The following is a 16,094-nucleotide window of genomic DNA, read 5'->3' as shown; positions in this document are numbered from 1 at the left end:
CCCGCGCGTCCGCGCACGTCGGCGCGCGTGTCGCCGGCGGACACGCGAACGCCTCGCCGCACATGGTGCGCGGCGAGGCGTTCGTCGTGGGTGTGCGTCAGCGGGCGTAGTACTCGACGACCAGCTGGACCTCGCACGTCACGGGGACCTCGGCGCGCTTGGGGCGGCGCACCAGCGTGGCGGACAGCTTCTCGAGCTGGACCTCGAGGTAGCCCGGCACGGCCGGCAGCACGTCGCGGTGGGCGCCGGCGGCGGCGACCTGGAACGGCACGGTGGCCTGCGACTTGGGCTTGATCTGCAGGGTCTGGCCCTCCTTCACGCGGAAGGACGGACGGTCCACGATCTTGCCGTCGACGAGCACGTGACGGTGGGTCACCGTCTGGCGCGCCTGCAGGATCGTGCGCGCGAAGCCGGCGCGCAGCACGAGCGCGTCGAGACGCGTCTCGAGGTCCTCGACGAGGGCCTCACCGGTCAGGCCCGGGGCCTTGCGGGCGTTCTCGTACGCCTTGGCGAGCTGCTTCTCGCGCAGCGCGTACTGGGCGCGCAGACGCTGCTTCTCGCGCAGACGCACCGCGTAGTCCGACTCGGTGCGACGGCGGGCGCGGCCGTGCTCACCGGGCGGGTAGGGGCGCTTCTCGAAGTGCTTGACGGCCTTGGGCGTCAGGGCCAGGCCGAGCGCGCGGCTCAGGCGGACCTGGCGACGCGAACGGGTCACGCTGCTCACAGTGGTACTTCCTGTCGTGTCGTTGGACGAGCACACCCGCGCTTCCGGACGTGGTCCGGACGGAAAGGGGTTCCGACGGGCGTGGGGCCGACCACGGTGCGGCCGGCCGGGAGTCGCGAGGACGTCCGGTGCCGCGGGCTAGGGCCCCAGGTGCTGCTTGCTGGGTCGTGCTGGTGCGCCGTGCTCCGGAGCGGACGGACCGCCCCGTGCGCAGCGCGCGCCGCCCGCACGCGGCGGACGACCGGTCGATACTACCCGACGGGCGGCGCACCGCCGGACGAGGGGTCGAGGATCGAGCGGATCCGCGCCAGCCGCTCCCCCACGGACCTCTCGAAGCCGCGGTCACTGGGCTCGTAGTACCGCGAGCCGACGAGATCGTCGGGCAGGTACTGCTGCGCGGCCACCGCGTGCGGCGCGTCGTGCGCGTAGACGTATCCCTTGCCGTGGCCGATTCCCTGGGCGCCGGCGTAGTGCGCGTCGCGCAGGTGCGGCGGCACGGTGCCCAGACGTCCCGCGCGGACGTCCGCGAGCGCACGGTCGATGCCGAGGTACGCGGCGTTCGACTTCGGCGCGGTGGCCAGGTGGACGACGGCCTCGGCCAGGATGATCCGGGCCTCCGGCATCCCGATGAGCGCGACGGCCTGGGCGGCGGCGACAGCGGTCTGCAGCGCGCTGGGGTCGGCCATACCGACGTCCTCGGCCGCGGAGATGACGATGCGCCGCGCGATGAACCGGGGGTCCTCACCCGCGGCGACCATCCGCGCGAGGTAGTGGAGCGCGGCGTCCACGTCGGAGCCGCGCACCGACTTGATGAATGCGCTGACGACGTCGTAGTGCTGGTCGCCGTCGCGGTCGTACCGCACGGCGGCGACGTCGATGGCACGCTCGACCGTCGCCAGGTCCACGACGACCGGCGCCCCGCCGTCGGCGGGGGCGTCGCCGTCCGGCCGCGCACCGCCGTCCGCGAGCGCGGCCCCGGCAGCGGCCTCGAGCACCGTCAGGGCCTTGCGGGCGTCGCCGCCCGCCAGTCGCAGGAGATGGTCGAGCGCGTCGTCCTCGAGCGTGACGGCGCCGGCGAGGCCGCGCTCGTCGACGACGGCGCGCTGCAGGAGCGTGCGGACGTCGTCGGTGGTCAAGGGCTGCAGCGTGAGCAGCAGGGACCGCGACAGCAGGGGGGAGTTGACGGAGAACGACGGGTTCTCGGTGGTCGCGGCGACGAGGGTGACCCAGCGGTTTTCGACGCTCGGCAGCAGCGCGTCCTGCTGGGCCTTGGTGAAGCGGTGCACCTCGTCGATGAACAGGACGGTCTCGGACCCGTCGGCCGCGAGCCGGCGGCGGGCGTCCTCGACGACCGCACGCACGTCCTTGACGCCGGCGGTCACCGCCGACAGCTCGACGAACCGCCGGCCCGACGTGCTCGCGACGAGGTAGGCGAGCGTGGTCTTGCCGGTGCCCGGCGGCCCCCACAGCACGACCGACGACGGGGCGGCCCGGCGGGCGGCGTCGTCCGCGGGCTCGACGAGGCGTCGCAGCGGCGACCCCGGCACGAGCAGGTGCCCCTGCCCGGCGACCTCGGCGAGGGTCCGCGGGCGCATGCGCACCGCGAGCGGGGCCCCGGCGCCGGGCGCGGGCAACCCCTGCGCGGTCGACGTGACCGCGTCGAACAGGTCCATGCCGGCGAGCCTACGCACCGCGGGCGGCGGTCGCGTGCGCGGTCACGGCGCGCACCGACCCGGACCAGGTCACCCGTGACGTGCGCCGGTGCCCGTGGACCTGCCACGATGACCCGCGTGTTCGCACGTCTGGGTCGCGCCGTCGCCCACCACCCGCGTCTGACGGTCGTCGTGTGGCTGGTCCTCACGGTGGCGGGCTACGCCTTCGCCGTGCAGGGCGTGCAGGGCGAGAACCTGTTCGACCGGGTCGCCACGGGCGCGCCCGGCGTCCCGGGTGCCGAGTCGACGCGCGGCCAGGAGATCCTCGCGGCGGAACGGACGACGGGCCCCAGTGTCAACCTCGTGCTGTCGGGGCTGAACGTCGCCGAGCCGGACCTGGGTCCGGCGCTCGAGCCCGTGCGCGCGGACCTCCTGGCGGTGGAGGGCGTCGCGTCGGTCATCGACCCGCTCCTGCTGCCCGGTGGCGTCGAGAACCCCGCTGCGGCGCCGTTGCTCGCGCAGGACCGTCGCGGGTTCCTCGTCGTGGTCGAGCTGGCGCCGGACCTCGACGCCGACGTGCGCGCCGCGGCGCTCGACGACGTCGAGCGGCGGCTGCGCGCCGTGCCGGACGACCTGCGCCCGGTCGCCCGTGACGTGCAGGGTCTCGTGGGTGCCGAGCACCTCGTCGTCGACGAGATCACGCAGCAGGCCGAGGACGACCTGCGCACGGGCGAGCAGGTGGCGCTGCCGGTCGCGCTGCTCGTGATGCTCGTGGTGTTCGGCGGGTTCCTCGCCGCGGGGATGCCGATGGCGGGTGCGCTCGCGTCGATCGCCGGCGGTCTGGGCGCGCTGCTGGCGCTCACGTACGTCATGGACGTCGACGCGTCCGTCGTCAACGTCGTCACGGTCCTGGGGCTGGGTCTGTCGATCGACTACGGCCTGCTCGTCGTCTCCCGGTTCCGCGAGGAGCTGACGCGCACCGTCGGCACCGACGAGGGCGCGGGTTCGCGCCGGCGCCGGGGGGACGGGGCGGTCCTGGTCGCGGTGGAGCGGACCATGGCGACCGCCGGACGCACGGTGGTCTTCTCGGCCGTGACGGTGGCCGTGGCGATCGCCGGCCTGCTGCTGTTCCGTCCCGACATCCTGCGTGCGGTCGCCGCAGGTGGCGTCGCGGTCGTGCTCGTCGCGGTGGCGACCGCGGTGACGCTCGTGCCCGCGCTGCTGACCCTGACCGGCCGGCGCCTGGCGCGTCCGGGTCTGCTGGCGCGCGTTCCGGGCCTGCGCCGGGCGTCCGACGTGACCAGCGAGGAGGGGGCGTTCTCTGCCCTCGCGGGACGGGTGCAGCGCCACCCGTGGTGGGTGCTGCTCGGCGCGGTGGCGCTGCTGGCGGTCCTGGCGTCGCCCGTGCTGCGGATGGACCTGCGCATCAGCGGTCTGGAGCTGCTGCCGTCCGACGCGGCGCAGCGGGAGTACGTCACGCAGCTCGAGGAGAACTACCCGGCGACCGCGACGCCCACGCTCACGGTCGTGGTCGCGGCACCGCTCGAGGACGCGACCGCCTGGGCCCAGGAGGTGGCGGAGCTGCCCGGCGTCGTCACGGTCGACCCGCCCTCGCCCCTCGGCGCCTACGTGGTGATCGGCGTGCGCGCGGACACCGACGACGCGGGCGGCCCGGTCGCGGCGGACGTCGTGCGCGAGGTGCGGGCGCTCGACGCGCCGTTCGAGCGCTGGGTGGTGGGCCAGGCGGCGGCACAGCTCGACTTCACCGCGGCGCTCGTCGACCGCGCGCCTCTCGCGCTCGGGGTCGTCGGCGGCGCCACGCTGCTCCTGCTGTTCCTCATGACCGGCTCGGTGCTCGTCCCGGTGAAGGCCCTGCTGACCAACGTGCTGTCGATCGTCGCGTCGCTGGGCGTGATGGTGTGGGTGTTCCAGGACGGGCACCTCGAGGGACTGCTCGGGTTCACGTCCACGGGCGGCATCGAGACCTACGTGCTCGCGCTGGTGGTCGCGTTCGCCTTCGGGCTGGCGATGGACTACGAGGTGTTCCTGCTCGCGCGGGTCAAGGAGCTGCACGACGAGGGCCTGCGGACGGACGAGGCGGTGCGCCTCGGCCTGCAGCGCTCGGGCCGGATCATCACGTCGGCCGCCGCGATCATCGTCGTCGTGTTCGCCGGCTTCGTGACGGGCGACCTCGTCGTCATCAAGCAGGTCGGGTTCGCGCTGGCGTTCGCGGTGCTGGTCGACGCGACGGTCGTGCGGCTGCTGCTCGTCCCCGCGACCATGACGATCCTCGGTCGCGCGAACTGGTGGGCGCCGCGTCCGCTGCGGTGGCTGTACCAGCGGTTCGCGGTGCTGCACTGAGCGGCGTGCCGCCCGGGGTCGAGGCACCCGGGGCCGCCCGTGCGCGTCGGTCGCGCACGCTGCTCGCCGTCGCTGCGAGCGTCGTGGTCGTCGCGGGTCTCGCCGTCTCGCGCGGGAGCGGGCTGCTCGCCGACCTCGCGGGCGGGGTGCTGTACGCGGCGCTCGTGCACCTGCTCGTGCTGCTCGTCGCACCACGCGTGGGCGTGCTCGTCGCCGCGGGCACGGCCCTGGGCGTGTGCACGGCGGTCGAGCTCGCCCAGCTCACGCCCCTGCCGGCCGCCGTCGGAGCCGCGTGGCCGCCCGCCGCGTACGTGCTGGGCTCGACGTTCGTAGCGACGGACCTGCTCGCCTACGCCACCGGTGTCGGCGCCGTGACGGCCGCCGACGCTGCCGCCGCCCGGCGGAGCGAGCCCTCCTGACCCCACCCGGCGCGCGTGGCACTCGCACGTCGGCGACGCTGGGGGGGACGTGCGGCGCGAGGAGGTGCGCGGTCGTGGACTGGTTCGACGCCGAGGGCTACACGGTGGCGCGCGAGGTGGTGCAACGCGGCGTGGCGGCCGTGTACGTGGTCGCGTTCGTCGCGGTCCTGCGCCAGTTCCGCCCGCTCCTCGGCGAGCGCGGCCTGCTCCCCGTGCCGGCGTTCACGGCGCGCGTGCCGTTCCGCGCGAGCCCGAGCCTGTTCCACAGGTGGTACTCCGACCGGCTCGTGGTCGCCGTCGGGGCGACGGGGGTGCTGGTCGCCGTGAGCCTCGTGGCGGGTGTGCCGCAGTCGGGGCCGCCGTGGGCACCGCTGGCGGCGTTCGGCCTCCTGTGGGTGCTGTACCTGTCGGTGGTCAACGTCGGCCAGGTGTTCTACGGCTTCGGCTGGGAGTCGCTGCTGCTCGAGGCGGGCTTCCTCGTGGCGTTCCTCGGCTCGCGCGTCGTCGCGCCACCGCTGCCCGTGCTGGTGCTGCTGTGGTGGCTCGTGCTGCGCGTCGAGCTCGGTGCGGGGCTGATCAAGATGCGGGGCGACACCGCCTGGCGTGATCTCACGGCCCTGGACTTCCACCACCAGACCCAGCCGATGCCCGGGCCGCTGAGCCGCCTGTTCCACCTCCTGCCGCGTCCCGTGCACCGCGCGGAGGTGCTCGCCAACCACGTGACACAGCTCGTCGTGCCGTTCGGCCTCCTGGTGCCGGGCACGGTCGCGTCCACCGCGGCTGCGGTCATGGTGGTCACGCAGCTGTGGCTCGTGCTGTCCGGCAACTTCGCGTGGCTCAACTGGCTGACGATCGTGCTGGCCTGCTCGGCGGTCGACGACGCGACGTGGGCGCGCGTCCTCGGTCCGGCCGGCGTCGACCTCGGCGCCCGTCCCCCCGCGGCAGCGCCCGCGTGGTGGGTCGTCGTCGTGCTCGTCGTGACCGCGGTGTGCGCGTGGCTGAGCCGCCACCCGTTGCGCAACCTGGTCTCGCGCCACCAGCGGATGAACGCGTCCTTCAACGCGTGGCACCTGGCCAACGCGTACGGGGCGTTCGGCACGGTGACGCGGCGGCGCACCGAGGTCGTCGTCGAGGGCACGCTCGACGCGGACCCGGACGCCGCCACGTGGCACGCGTACGAGTTCCGCGGCAAGCCGACCGACGTGCGGCGCCTCCCCCGCCAGGTCGCGCCATACCACCTGCGCCTCGACTGGGGCATGTGGTTCCTCGCGCTCGGGTCGTCGGCCCAGCTGCGGTGGTTCCTGCCGCTCCTCGGCCGGCTGCTCGAGGCCGACCGGCCCACGCTGCGGCTGCTCGCGGACGACCCGTTCGACGGCGACCCGCCTCGCTGGGTGCGGGCGCGGCTCTTCGGCTACCGGTTCGCGACGCGTGCCGAGCGACGCGCCTCGCGGGCGCGGTGGGTGCGCCACGAGACGGGGACGCTCGTCGGGCCCGTCGACGCTGCGGCGCTCGCGCGCCACCTGCGCACGGCCTGACCGACCGGGTCGCTCACCCGGGCGGCGGCAGGCCGGGCGGGCCGTAGCCGGCGTTCTCCACGTCGACCCGGAAGCCGAGCGCGTCGTACAGGCGACGCGCGGGGACGTTGTCGGCGTACATGTGCAGCGACACCCACGGAGCGCCGTCGTTCAGGGCGCGCCGCGTCACGGCGGCCGTCAGGGCGCGGCCCAGGCCGCGCCCGCGGTGGGACGCGACGACCCCGAGCCCGTGGAGGAAGACCGCACCGTCGGGGCGCGCGGCCGTGCCGACGACGCCGACGAGCCGCGCGCCGTCGCGCACGCCCCACCAGCCCAGGTCGTCCGGCGCGCCGGGCCGCGCGCGCGACGCGGGGTTCGCCGCCACGAGGCACGCGAGAACGTCCTGCTCGGCGACGACGAGGTCGAGCGGTGCGACGACGTCCTCCCCCGGCTGGGCCACGGGGGCGACGTCGGCCGAGAGCCGGTCCCAGCTCGTGAGGTGCGCGAGCCCGGCGGCCTCGAGCACCGGCTCCGGGACGCGGACGGCGCGGGGAACGGTGGCCCAGCGCACGCCCGGACCGTGCGCGACGAGCGCGCCCGGCAGCAGCACCTCGAGCTCGTCGGGGCGTCCGAGCGCCCAGACCAGGGAGCCGCCCGGCATCGGGGTCGTGAGGACCGCCGACGCGTCCCCGGTGGCCAGGACGGCCGCGTCCGCCCAGCGGTCGCGGCCGTCCATGACGTACCGGCGCGTGGTGAGGGCTGCCGGGAGCAGCCCGAGCAGGCCCGCCACGCGCGTGTCAGGCCGGGACGGAGGCCGCGGCCTTCGGCTTCGCGTCGACGCCGGTCTCGCGGCGCTGCTCCACGGAGATCGGCGCCGGCGCGCCGGTGAGCGGGTCGTAGCCGCCGCCGGACTTCGGGAAGGCGATGACCTCGCGGATGGAGTCCGAGCGCGTGAGCAGCGTGACGATGCGGTCCCAGCCGAACGCGATGCCGCCGTGCGGCGGCGCGCCGAACTGGAAGGCGTCGAGCAGGAAGCCGAACTTCTCCTGCGCCTCGGCCTCGCCGATGCCCATGACCTGGAAGACCCGCTGCTGCACGTCGCGACGGTGGATACGGATCGAGCCACCACCGATCTCGTTGCCGTTGCAGACGATGTCGTAGGCGTACGCGAGCGCAGCGCCCGGGTCCTCCTCGAAGCGGTCGACCCACTCCGGCGTGGGCGACGTGAACGCGTGGTGCACGGCCGTCCAGGCGCCGGCGCCGACCGCCACGTCGTCGTCCTCGCCGGTGGGCTTGAACAGCGGAGCGTCGACCACCCACACGAACGACCACGCGTCCTCGTCGATCAGCCCGCCGCGGCGGCCGATCTCCAGGCGCGCGGCGCCGAGCAGCGCACGGGCCTCGGTGGCCTTGCCGGCGGCGAAGAACACGGCGTCGCCCGGCTGCGCGCCGACGGCGGCGGCGAGGCCCGCGCGCTCGGCGTCGGAGATGTTCTTGGCGACCGGGCCGCCGAGCTCGCCGTCCTCGCCGACCGTCACGTAGGCCAGCCCCTTGGCGCCACGCTGCTTGGCCCACTCCTGCCACGCGTCGAACCCGCGACGGGGCGTGCTCGCTCCGCCGGGCTGCACGACCGCGCCGACGTACGGCGACTGGAACACGCGGAACGGCGTGCCGGCGAAGTACTCGGTGAGGTCGGTGAGCTCCAGGCCGAAACGCAGGTCGGGCTTGTCGGTGCCGTACCGGCGCATCGCGTCGGCGTAGGTCATCCGCGGGATCGGCGTCGGGATCGCATAACCGATGAGGTCCCACAGGGAGGTGAGGACCGACTCGGCGAGCTCGATGACGTCGTCCTGGTCGACGAACGACGCCTCGACGTCGAGCTGGGTGAACTCCGGCTGCCGGTCGGCGCGGAAGTCCTCGTCGCGGTAGCAGCGGGCGATCTGGTAGTAGCGCTCGAGCCCGCCGACCATCAGCAGCTGCTTGAACAGCTGCGGCGACTGCGGCAGGGCGTACCAGCTGCCCGGGGCCAGGCGGGCGGGGACGACGAAGTCACGGGCCCCCTCGGGCGTGGAGCGCGTGAGCGTCGGGGTCTCGACCTCGACGAAGCCGCGCTCGTCGAGGACCGCACGGGCGGCGCGGTTCACCTGGGCGCGCAGGCGGATCGCGTGCGCGGGCCCCTGCCGGCGCAGGTCCAGGTAGCGGTGGCGCAGGCGCGCCTCCTCGCCGGGCTGCTCGTCGACGGACGCGGACACCTGGAACGGCAGCGGCGCCGACTCGTTGAGCACGACGACCTCGTGGGCGACGACCTCGACCTCGCCCGTCGCCAGGTTCGGGTTCTCGTTGCCCTCGGGGCGCCGGCCGACCTCGCCCGTGACCTGCAGCACGTACTCGGCGCGCAGTCCGTGCGCGACGGCCTCGTCGCGCACGACGACCTGGGCGATGCCCGAGGCGTCGCGCAGGTCCACGAAGGCGACCCCGCCGTGGTCGCGACGCCGGTCCACCCAGCCCGTGAGGGTGACGGTGGTGCCGATGTGCTCGGCCCGCAGCGAGCCGGCGGTGTGGGTGCGCAGCACGGAAGGTCCTTCAGGTCGGGGATCCGCGCCCAGGTGGGCGTCGGCGTCGATCATAGTTGCGCGCGCGGGGCAGGCCCACGCGATACCGCGGGTCGACCGCACGCCGTCGGGCGGACCGGCCGCGCGGTCAGAACAGGCTCGGCTGCAGCTGGGGCGCGGCGGTCGCACCGGCGGCTCTCCCCCGACGCGCGCCGCCGCCCTCGGCCGCGGGCGCCTCCAGCCCGTGCCGGGCCAGGAGCGGAGTCACCCGCCGGCGCAGCCACGTGCGGTACCCCTCGTGCGCGTAGGAGCCGCCGCGGTAGACGCGGCGGTAGCCGGCCAGCAGGTCGGGCCGCTCGCGCGCGAGCCACGCGAGGAACCACTCGCGCGCGCCGGGGCGCAGGTGCAGCCCCATGACGGACGCGCTGTCGGCGCCGGCCGCCGCGACCGCACCGAGCAGCCGGTCGAGGTGGTCGGTGGAGTCGGTGAGCCACGGCAGCACGGGCGCGACCAGCACGTGCACGGGCAGCCCGGCGTCACGGACGGCCCGCACGAGCCCGAGCCGGGAGCGGGCGTTCGGGGTCCCGGGCTCCAGGCTCTGCTGCAGCTCGTCGTCGAGCACCGCGATCGACACGGCCAGCGACACGGGCACGTCTCGCGCGGCCGCGGCGAGCAGAGGCAGGTCTCGCCGCAGCAGCGTGCCCTTGGTCAGCACCGACAGCGGCGTGCCGGAGCCCGCGAGCGCGTCGATGATCCCCGGCATGAGCTCGTACCTGCCCTCGGCCCGCTGGTAGGGGTCGGTGTTGGTGCCCAGTGCGACGTGCTCGCGGGCCCAGGACGCGCGCGAGACCTCGGCGCGCAGCACCTCCACCACGTTGGTCTTGACGACGATCTGGGTGTCGAAGTCCCTGCCCGCGTCGAGGTCGAGGTACCGATGGGTCCCACGGCTGAAGCAGTACGTGCACCGGTGGAGGCATCCGCGCATCGGGTTCACGGTCCAGCGGAACGGGACCGACGAGGCGTCGGGCACGCGGTTGAGCGCGGTGCGGGCCAGCACCTCGTGGAAGGTGACGCCCGCGAAGTCCGGGGTGCGCACGCTGCGGACGAGCCCGGGCAGGGTGCGCAGGTCGAGCCCGGGCAGGGCACTGCCCTCCCCCGCGTCGATCTTCTGGCCGTCCCATCGCACGGCCTGATTCGAACATGTGTTCGATCGCGCGTCAAGACGTGCCGATGCTCACCTCGATGGCGGTGACGGCCGGGTTCGCGGGCGTCGAGGAGAAGCCGAATCGCACCGGCGGGTCGACGGGCCGCAGCGGTCCGAGGTCCTCGCCGCCCCAGCGGGCCGCGAGCGCGACGACGGCGTGCTGGTCGCGCGGCACGTAGACCTCCGGGGAGCCGTCGGCCCCGCGGCCCCGCGTCCGGACGCCCGGCACGACGAGGCCGGCGACCGTGTCGACGAGCCCGGCGGTCGCCCGAGCGGTGACGAGCCGTGCGGGGACGAGCCCCAGGAGCGCCCCGAGCGGCGTACGCGCACCGAGGGTGAGACGTGCGTGCAGCGGGCCGCCGACGACGGTCCACGTGCGCGTGGCACGGTCGGCGACGACCCGCACGTCGACGAGGTGGACGGCGTCGAAGGTGTAGAGGCGGGTGACGAGTGCCGCGACGTCGTCGCGCGGTGCGAGCAGCACGCGCGTGCCGTCGGCACGCTCGACCATGACGTCGGCGAACCCGCCCAGCGGCGAGCGCCGCCAGCGCCCGACGACGAGCCGCGTGCCCTGGGCCGTGCCGACGCCCGCGATGTGCCCCGCGAGCTCGACGGCGGGCGCGGGGGCGGACGTGGCGGCGTGGGTCACGCCGCCACGCTAGGTGCGGGCACGCCCTGGCGCACGGCCGGGGCGTGCTGCCCGCCCGGGACCGCGCTCAGCCCGCGGCGACGACGCGGGGCAGCAGGTCCTCGCCCGGCGGTGCCCACGTCGCCGCGTCGGCAGGCTGCTGCGCGCCGGTCCGGATGTCCTTGACCTCGTCCTGCGCAGGCGCACCGTCGTCCGAGGTGTCGCCGACGAACCACACGTACGGGATGCCGCGCCGGTCGGCGTGCCTGATCTGCTTGCCGAACTTCGACGCGCTCGGGGCGACCTCGGTGGGAATGCCGCGGGAGCGCAGCGCGGCGGCGACGGCGTCGGAGGCGGCGCGGCGCTCCTCGGACGTCACCGCGACGAGCACGGCCGTGGGGACGGACCGCGTCGCCCGGACCAGACCTGCCGACAGCAGGCGCGAGACCAGGCGCGAGACGCCGATGGACAGCCCGACGCCGGGGTAGGTGGTCGCACCGTCGGACGCGAGCGTGTCGTAGCGCCCGCCGGAGCAGATCGAGCCGAGGTCCTCGTGCCCGACGAGCACCGTCTCGTACACCGAGCCGGTGTAGTAGTCGAGACCGCGGGCGATCCTCAGGTCGGCCACCAGCACGCCGGGCGCGCGCTCCGCGGCCGCCGCGACCAGCGCCCCGAGCTCGCCGAGGCCCTCCTCGAGCAGGTCCGTCGACGCGTCGTACCGCGCGGCGAGCTCGCGCACGCGGTCGACGACGCCGGTGTCCTCGCCGTTGACCGCCGCGAGCTCGAGGCACGCGGCGGCCTGGGCGGGCGTGGCGCCGGCTTCGGCGACGAGCACCTCGGCGACCGCGTCGGAGCCGATCTTGTCGAGCTTGTCGATCCCGCGCAGGACCGCCTCGACGTCGGTGAGGCCCAGGCCGCGGTAGAACCCCTCGGCGACCTTGCGGTTGTTGACGAGGATCCGCACGGGCGGCACGCCGAGGTCGCGCAACGCACCGAGCGCGTCGGCCATCACCAGCGGCAGCTCGACCTCGTAGTGGTACGGCAGCGACCCCGCCCCGACCACGTCGACGTCGGCCTGCACGAACTCGCGGAACCGGCCGTCCTGGGGTCGCTCGCCGCGCCAGACCTTCTGGATCTGGTAGCGGCGGAACGGGAACGCGAGGTGACCGGCGTTCTCCAGCACGTACCGCGCGAACGGCACGGTGAGGTCGAAGTGCAGGCCGAGGCCCTTCTCGGCCTCGCGGTGCCCGCGGGCCGCGGGTGTCTCGGGGTCCTCCTGCAGCCGGCGCAGCACGTAGACCTCCTTGGAGGTCTCGCCCTTGCGCAGCAGCTGGTCGAGCGGCTCGACGGCCCGCGTCTCGATGCCCGCGAAGCCGTGCAGCTCGAAGGTGCGGCGCAGGACGTCGAGCACGTGCTGCTCGACGATGCGCCCGTCGGGCAGCCACTCGGGGAATCCGGACAGAGGTGTGGGTCGGGCCATGGGTCCGATGATCCCAGAACCGGCACGTGCGCCCGCACGCCGTCCGTCCGCGGCGCGCGGGGTCGAGCGGGTGCGCCGCGGACGTCAACGCGGCAGGTACGGGTTGGTCGCGAGCTCCGTCGCGACGTCGGTCGCCGGGCCGTGCCCGGGCAGCACGCGCGAGCCGCGCGGCAGCGTCGCGACGACCTCCCGCAGCGTGGCGTCCATCGCGACGGGGTCGCCGCCCGGCAGGTCCGTGCGACCGATGCTCCCGGCGAACAGCACGTCGCCGGACAGCACCAGGGGGTCGGCGTCGCCCGCCTCGACGAGGTAGAGCGTGGAGCCCTCCGTGTGGCCCGGGGCGTGGCGCGCGACGACGCGCACCCCGCCGAGGTCGAGGTCGAGGTCGTCGTCCCGCGCACCGCCGGGGGTGCCGAACGGCTCGACGCGGTCCGGTGCCCGCCAGGAGCCCAGGTCGACGCCCGCGGCGACGAGCGCCTGCGCCAGCGGGCCGCGGGGGTCGTGCCGCGGGTCGAGCACCCCGAGCGTGCCGAACGGGTCGGCGAGCCGGTAGGCGTCGCGTGCGTGCAGGAGCACCGGCACGTCGAGCTCGCGCGCGAGCGCGGGGGCGTCCCACGTGTGGTCGGCGTGCCCGTGCGTGACGAGCACCGCCTGCGGGCGCAGCCCGTGGGCGGTGACGAGCGCGAGGACCTGGTCCCCGGCGCCCGCGCCGGGGTCCACCACGACGCACGCACCGTCGTCCGCCACGACGGCGGAGCAGCGGGCGGCGAAGACCGGGGCGACGACCGTGAGGAGGTGCATGCACCGCACGCTAGACGACGCCCGGGACCGCCACCGGGCCGCCGTCCTCGCGACCCGCCGTGCCCGCCGGTGCGGACCGTGCTCGACGAGTGCTCCGCCTTGCCTAGACTGTCGGAGGTTCGGCACCTGCCCGCGCCCCGCAGACCGGGCGCGGCAGGTGCTCAGGCGGAGCCGGTGCCGCACACCACCGGCACGACGAGACGAGGAGAGCGGTGTCTTCGAAGCGCGAGCGCGAGTACGAGCGCCGTCGGTACGAGAAGCATCACGCGCGCCAGCTCCAGGCGCAGCGCGCACGCCAGCGGCGCACGCGGGTCATCGCGCTCGGCGTCGTGGCCGTGCTCGCGCTGGGCGTGAGCGTCGTCGCCGTCGTCAACCTCACGCGCGACGCCGACGGGCCGACCGCCTCCCCGACCGACGGCGCCCCGGCGGCGACGCCCGCGGCCACGTTCCCGCCCCGCACCGGCAACGGCGGTGTCGTTCCCGAGCCCTCGCTCGCCGAGGACCGCACGTGGACCGGGACGATCAGCACGTCCGCCGGTGACATCGAGGTCGAGCTCGACGGCTCCGCCGCTCCGCAGGCGGTGGCGAACTTCGTGACGCTCGCACGCGAGGGGTACTTCACCGGCACGATCTGCCACCGGCTCGTCACCGGCGGCATCCACGTGCTCCAGTGCGGCGACCCGACGGCCAGCGGCATGGGCGACCCCGGGTACTCGTGGGGCCCGATCGAGAACGCCCCGGCCGACGACGTCTACCCCGCGGGGACCATCGCGATGGCCCGCATCGGCGGCGACGGCGAGTCGATGGGCTCCCAGTTCTTCCTCGTCTACGAGGACTCGCAGATCCCGTCCGACGCGGCGGGTGGTTACACCGTGTTCGGCCGCATGACGTCCGGTCTGGACGTCGTGCAGGCCATCGCTGACGCGGGGACCCGGGACGGCAGCGAACGTCCGGTCACCGACGTCACCATCGAGGGAGTGGAGATCCAGTGACCGAGCACCCGACGACGTCGTCCACGGACGACGCCGAGCAGGCTCCCCCCCTCGCGGGCGACGCCGGGGACACCGTCGCAGAGGCCGTCGCCGACGCGCCCGACGCGACGCCGGAGGCGCTCCCGACGCCGGAGACCGAGGCCGCCCCGGCAACCGACGCGACCGCCGAGGCCGCCCCGGCAACCGACGCGACCGCCGAGGCCGCCCCGGAAGCCGACGCGGCCACCGCAGACGCGACCGCCGACGACGCGACCACCGCAGACGCGACCGCCGACGGCACACCCGCCGACGAGACCACGGACGGCACACCGGCACCCGCCCGCCCGGACCGGCCCGGGCCCCGTCCCTCACCGGCGTCGGTGCGTCCGCACCCCCGCCCGGGTCGGCCCGCCGCTGCCGCTCCCGTCGTGCCCGTCACCCCGGTGCCCACGCCCGACGAGGAGGCCGCAGCCCAGCACGCCGCGACCTTCGGACGCGTCGACGAGGACGGCACGGTGCACGTCGTCGAGGCCGCCGGCGAGCGTGCGGTCGGGCAGTTCCCCGGTGCGAGCGCCCCGGAGGCGCTCGCGCTCTACGTGCGCCGGTTCCTGGACCTGCAGGCGAAGGTCGCGCTCTTCGAGGCCCGGCTCTCCGCGACGGACCTGTCCGTCAAGGAGATCGACCAGACCCTCACGCGCCTCTCCGAGGAGCTCGCCGAGCCGGCCGCCGTCGGCGACCTCGACGGGCTCCGCGCCCGCCTCGAGGGCCTGCGCGCCCGTGCGGGAGAGCGTCGTGCGCAGGCGGAGGCCGAGCGCGCGGCGGCCCGTGAGGCCGCCGTCGCCGCCCGCACCGCGATCGTCGAGCAGGCGGAGAGGATCGCCTCGACCGACCCGTCCCGCATCCAGTGGCGGCCCGCGGGTGAGCAGCTCCGCGGGCTGCTGGACCAGTGGAAGGACGCCCAGCGCTCCGGGCCGCGCATCGACCGACCCACCGAGGAGTCGCTCTGGAAGCGGTTCAGCCACGCGCGCACCACCTTCGACCGTGAGCGGCGGCACTTCTTCGCCGAGCTCGAGGCACGCAACTCCGAGGCGAAGGCCGTCAAGGAGCAGCTCGTCGCGGAGGCCGAGCGCCTCGCCTCGAGCACCGACTGGGGTGGCACCTCTGCGGCGTTCCGTGACCTCATGACCCGCTGGAAGGCGGCCGGCCGCGCGAACCGCCAGGTCGACGACGCGCTCTGGGCGCGGTTCCGGACGGCGCAGGACACGTTCTTCGCGGCACGCGACGCCGCGAACCAGGCGATCGACGAGGAGTTCCGCGCGAACCTCGTCGTCAAGGAGGCGCTGCTCGTCGAGGCGGAGGCCCTGCTGCCGATCACCGACCTCGGTGCCGCGAAGGCGGCGCTGCGCTCGATCCAGGACCGCTGGGACGCCGCGGGCAAGGTCCCGCGCGCCGACGTCCAGCGTGTCGAGGCCCGCATGCGGGCGGTCGAGAGCGCCGTGCGCGAGGCCGACTCCGCGCAGTGGCGTCGCACGAACCCCGAGACGCGAGCACGCGCCGAGGGCGCGGCCGCTCAGCTCGAGCAGGCGATCGCGGGTCTCGAGGCCGATCTGGCCGCCGCCCAGGCCAAGGGCGACAAGCGCAGGGTCGCCGAGGCGCAGGCTGCGCTCGACGCCCGGCGCGCGTGGCTCGAGCAGGTCCAGCGCGCCGCGCAGGACGCGCGCGGCTGAGGTCCGTCGTCCACAGGATGCCCGTCCACGCACCGATCAGGGGCTGCGGGCGGGCATCCTG

At 75.2% G+C, this 16,094-nt stretch carries 13 protein-coding genes; 5 read left to right on the top strand and 8 right to left on the bottom strand.

The window, feature by feature from the left end:
* Nucleotides 1-97: 97 nt before the first annotated feature.
* Together rpsD and CFLA_RS09175 are read right to left on the bottom strand one after the other, a co-directional pair.
* Nucleotides 98-724, bottom strand: a complete 627-nt coding sequence (gene rpsD / locus CFLA_RS09180; protein WP_013117046.1) for a 30S ribosomal protein S4 — start codon at nucleotides 722-724, stop codon at nucleotides 98-100.
* Nucleotides 725-975: 251 nt separating this feature from the next.
* Nucleotides 976-2,397, bottom strand: coding sequence for a replication-associated recombination protein A (locus tag CFLA_RS09175; RefSeq protein ID WP_013117045.1), 1,422 nt, complete (start codon nucleotides 2,395-2,397; stop codon nucleotides 976-978).
* Nucleotides 2,398-2,505: 108 nt separating this feature from the next.
* Between CFLA_RS09175 and CFLA_RS09170 the strand changes: the two genes are divergently transcribed.
* From CFLA_RS09170 to CFLA_RS09160, 3 genes are all read left to right on the top strand, one after another.
* Entirely contained in the window at nucleotides 2,506-4,737 is a 2,232-nt protein-coding gene (locus tag CFLA_RS09170; RefSeq protein ID WP_013117044.1) for an MMPL family transporter, read from the top strand.
* Nucleotides 4,738-4,742: 5 nt separating this feature from the next.
* Nucleotides 4,743-5,156, top strand: a complete 414-nt coding sequence (locus tag CFLA_RS09165) for a ribosomal maturation YjgA family protein (RefSeq protein ID WP_013117043.1) — start codon at nucleotides 4,743-4,745, stop codon at nucleotides 5,154-5,156.
* A 74-nt stretch (nucleotides 5,157-5,230) separates the two neighbouring features.
* Nucleotides 5,231-6,691 carry a lipase maturation factor family protein gene (locus tag CFLA_RS09160; protein ID WP_013117042.1) on the top strand — a complete coding sequence of 487 codons (1,461 nt, stop codon included), beginning with the start codon at nucleotides 5,231-5,233 and terminating at the stop codon, nucleotides 6,689-6,691.
* 13 nt (nucleotides 6,692-6,704) lie between these two features.
* On the opposite strand, the gene CFLA_RS19010 is transcribed toward CFLA_RS09160, so the two are convergent.
* From CFLA_RS19010 to CFLA_RS09130, 6 genes are all read right to left on the bottom strand, one after another.
* Entirely contained in the window at nucleotides 6,705-7,460 is a 756-nt protein-coding gene (locus CFLA_RS19010; protein ID WP_013117041.1) for a GNAT family N-acetyltransferase, read from the bottom strand.
* A gap of 7 nt (nucleotides 7,461-7,467) precedes the next feature.
* Complete coding sequence (aspS, locus tag CFLA_RS09150; protein WP_013117040.1) at nucleotides 7,468-9,243, bottom strand: aspartate--tRNA ligase; 1,776 nt, start codon at nucleotides 9,241-9,243, stop codon at nucleotides 7,468-7,470.
* 127 nt (nucleotides 9,244-9,370) lie between these two features.
* Nucleotides 9,371-10,408 (bottom strand): Rv2578c family radical SAM protein, encoded by a 1,038-nt coding sequence (locus CFLA_RS09145; RefSeq protein WP_013117039.1) that lies wholly within the window; start codon nucleotides 10,406-10,408, stop codon nucleotides 9,371-9,373.
* A 31-nt stretch (nucleotides 10,409-10,439) separates the two neighbouring features.
* Nucleotides 10,440-11,075, bottom strand: coding sequence for a hypothetical protein (locus CFLA_RS09140; protein WP_013117038.1), 636 nt, complete (start codon nucleotides 11,073-11,075; stop codon nucleotides 10,440-10,442).
* 67 nt (nucleotides 11,076-11,142) lie between these two features.
* Complete coding sequence (gene hisS / locus CFLA_RS09135; RefSeq protein ID WP_013117037.1) at nucleotides 11,143-12,534, bottom strand: histidine--tRNA ligase; 1,392 nt, start codon at nucleotides 12,532-12,534, stop codon at nucleotides 11,143-11,145.
* Between the two features lie 84 nt (nucleotides 12,535-12,618).
* Entirely contained in the window at nucleotides 12,619-13,335 is a 717-nt protein-coding gene (locus CFLA_RS09130) for an MBL fold metallo-hydrolase (RefSeq protein ID WP_013117036.1), read from the bottom strand.
* A gap of 212 nt (nucleotides 13,336-13,547) precedes the next feature.
* On the opposite strand from CFLA_RS09130, the gene CFLA_RS09125 reads away from it, so the two are divergent.
* The gene (locus tag CFLA_RS09125) at nucleotides 13,548-14,327 is read left to right on the top strand and encodes a peptidylprolyl isomerase (RefSeq protein WP_013117035.1); all 780 of its coding nucleotides are present in this window, start codon (nucleotides 13,548-13,550) and stop codon (nucleotides 14,325-14,327) included.
* Nucleotides 14,324-16,033, top strand: coding sequence for a DUF349 domain-containing protein (locus CFLA_RS09120; protein ID WP_013117034.1), 1,710 nt, complete (start codon nucleotides 14,324-14,326; stop codon nucleotides 16,031-16,033). The genes CFLA_RS09125 and CFLA_RS09120 overlap by 4 nt, the downstream gene beginning before the upstream one ends.
* Nucleotides 16,034-16,094: the final 61 nt, after the last annotated feature.

This window comes from Cellulomonas flavigena DSM 20109, assembly GCF_000092865.1.
GTDB classification, from domain to species: domain Bacteria; phylum Actinomycetota; class Actinomycetes; order Actinomycetales; family Cellulomonadaceae; genus Cellulomonas; species Cellulomonas flavigena.
The sequence above is the reverse complement of the archived record's forward strand: the minus strand, read 5'-3'. Positions and strand labels throughout refer to the sequence as shown.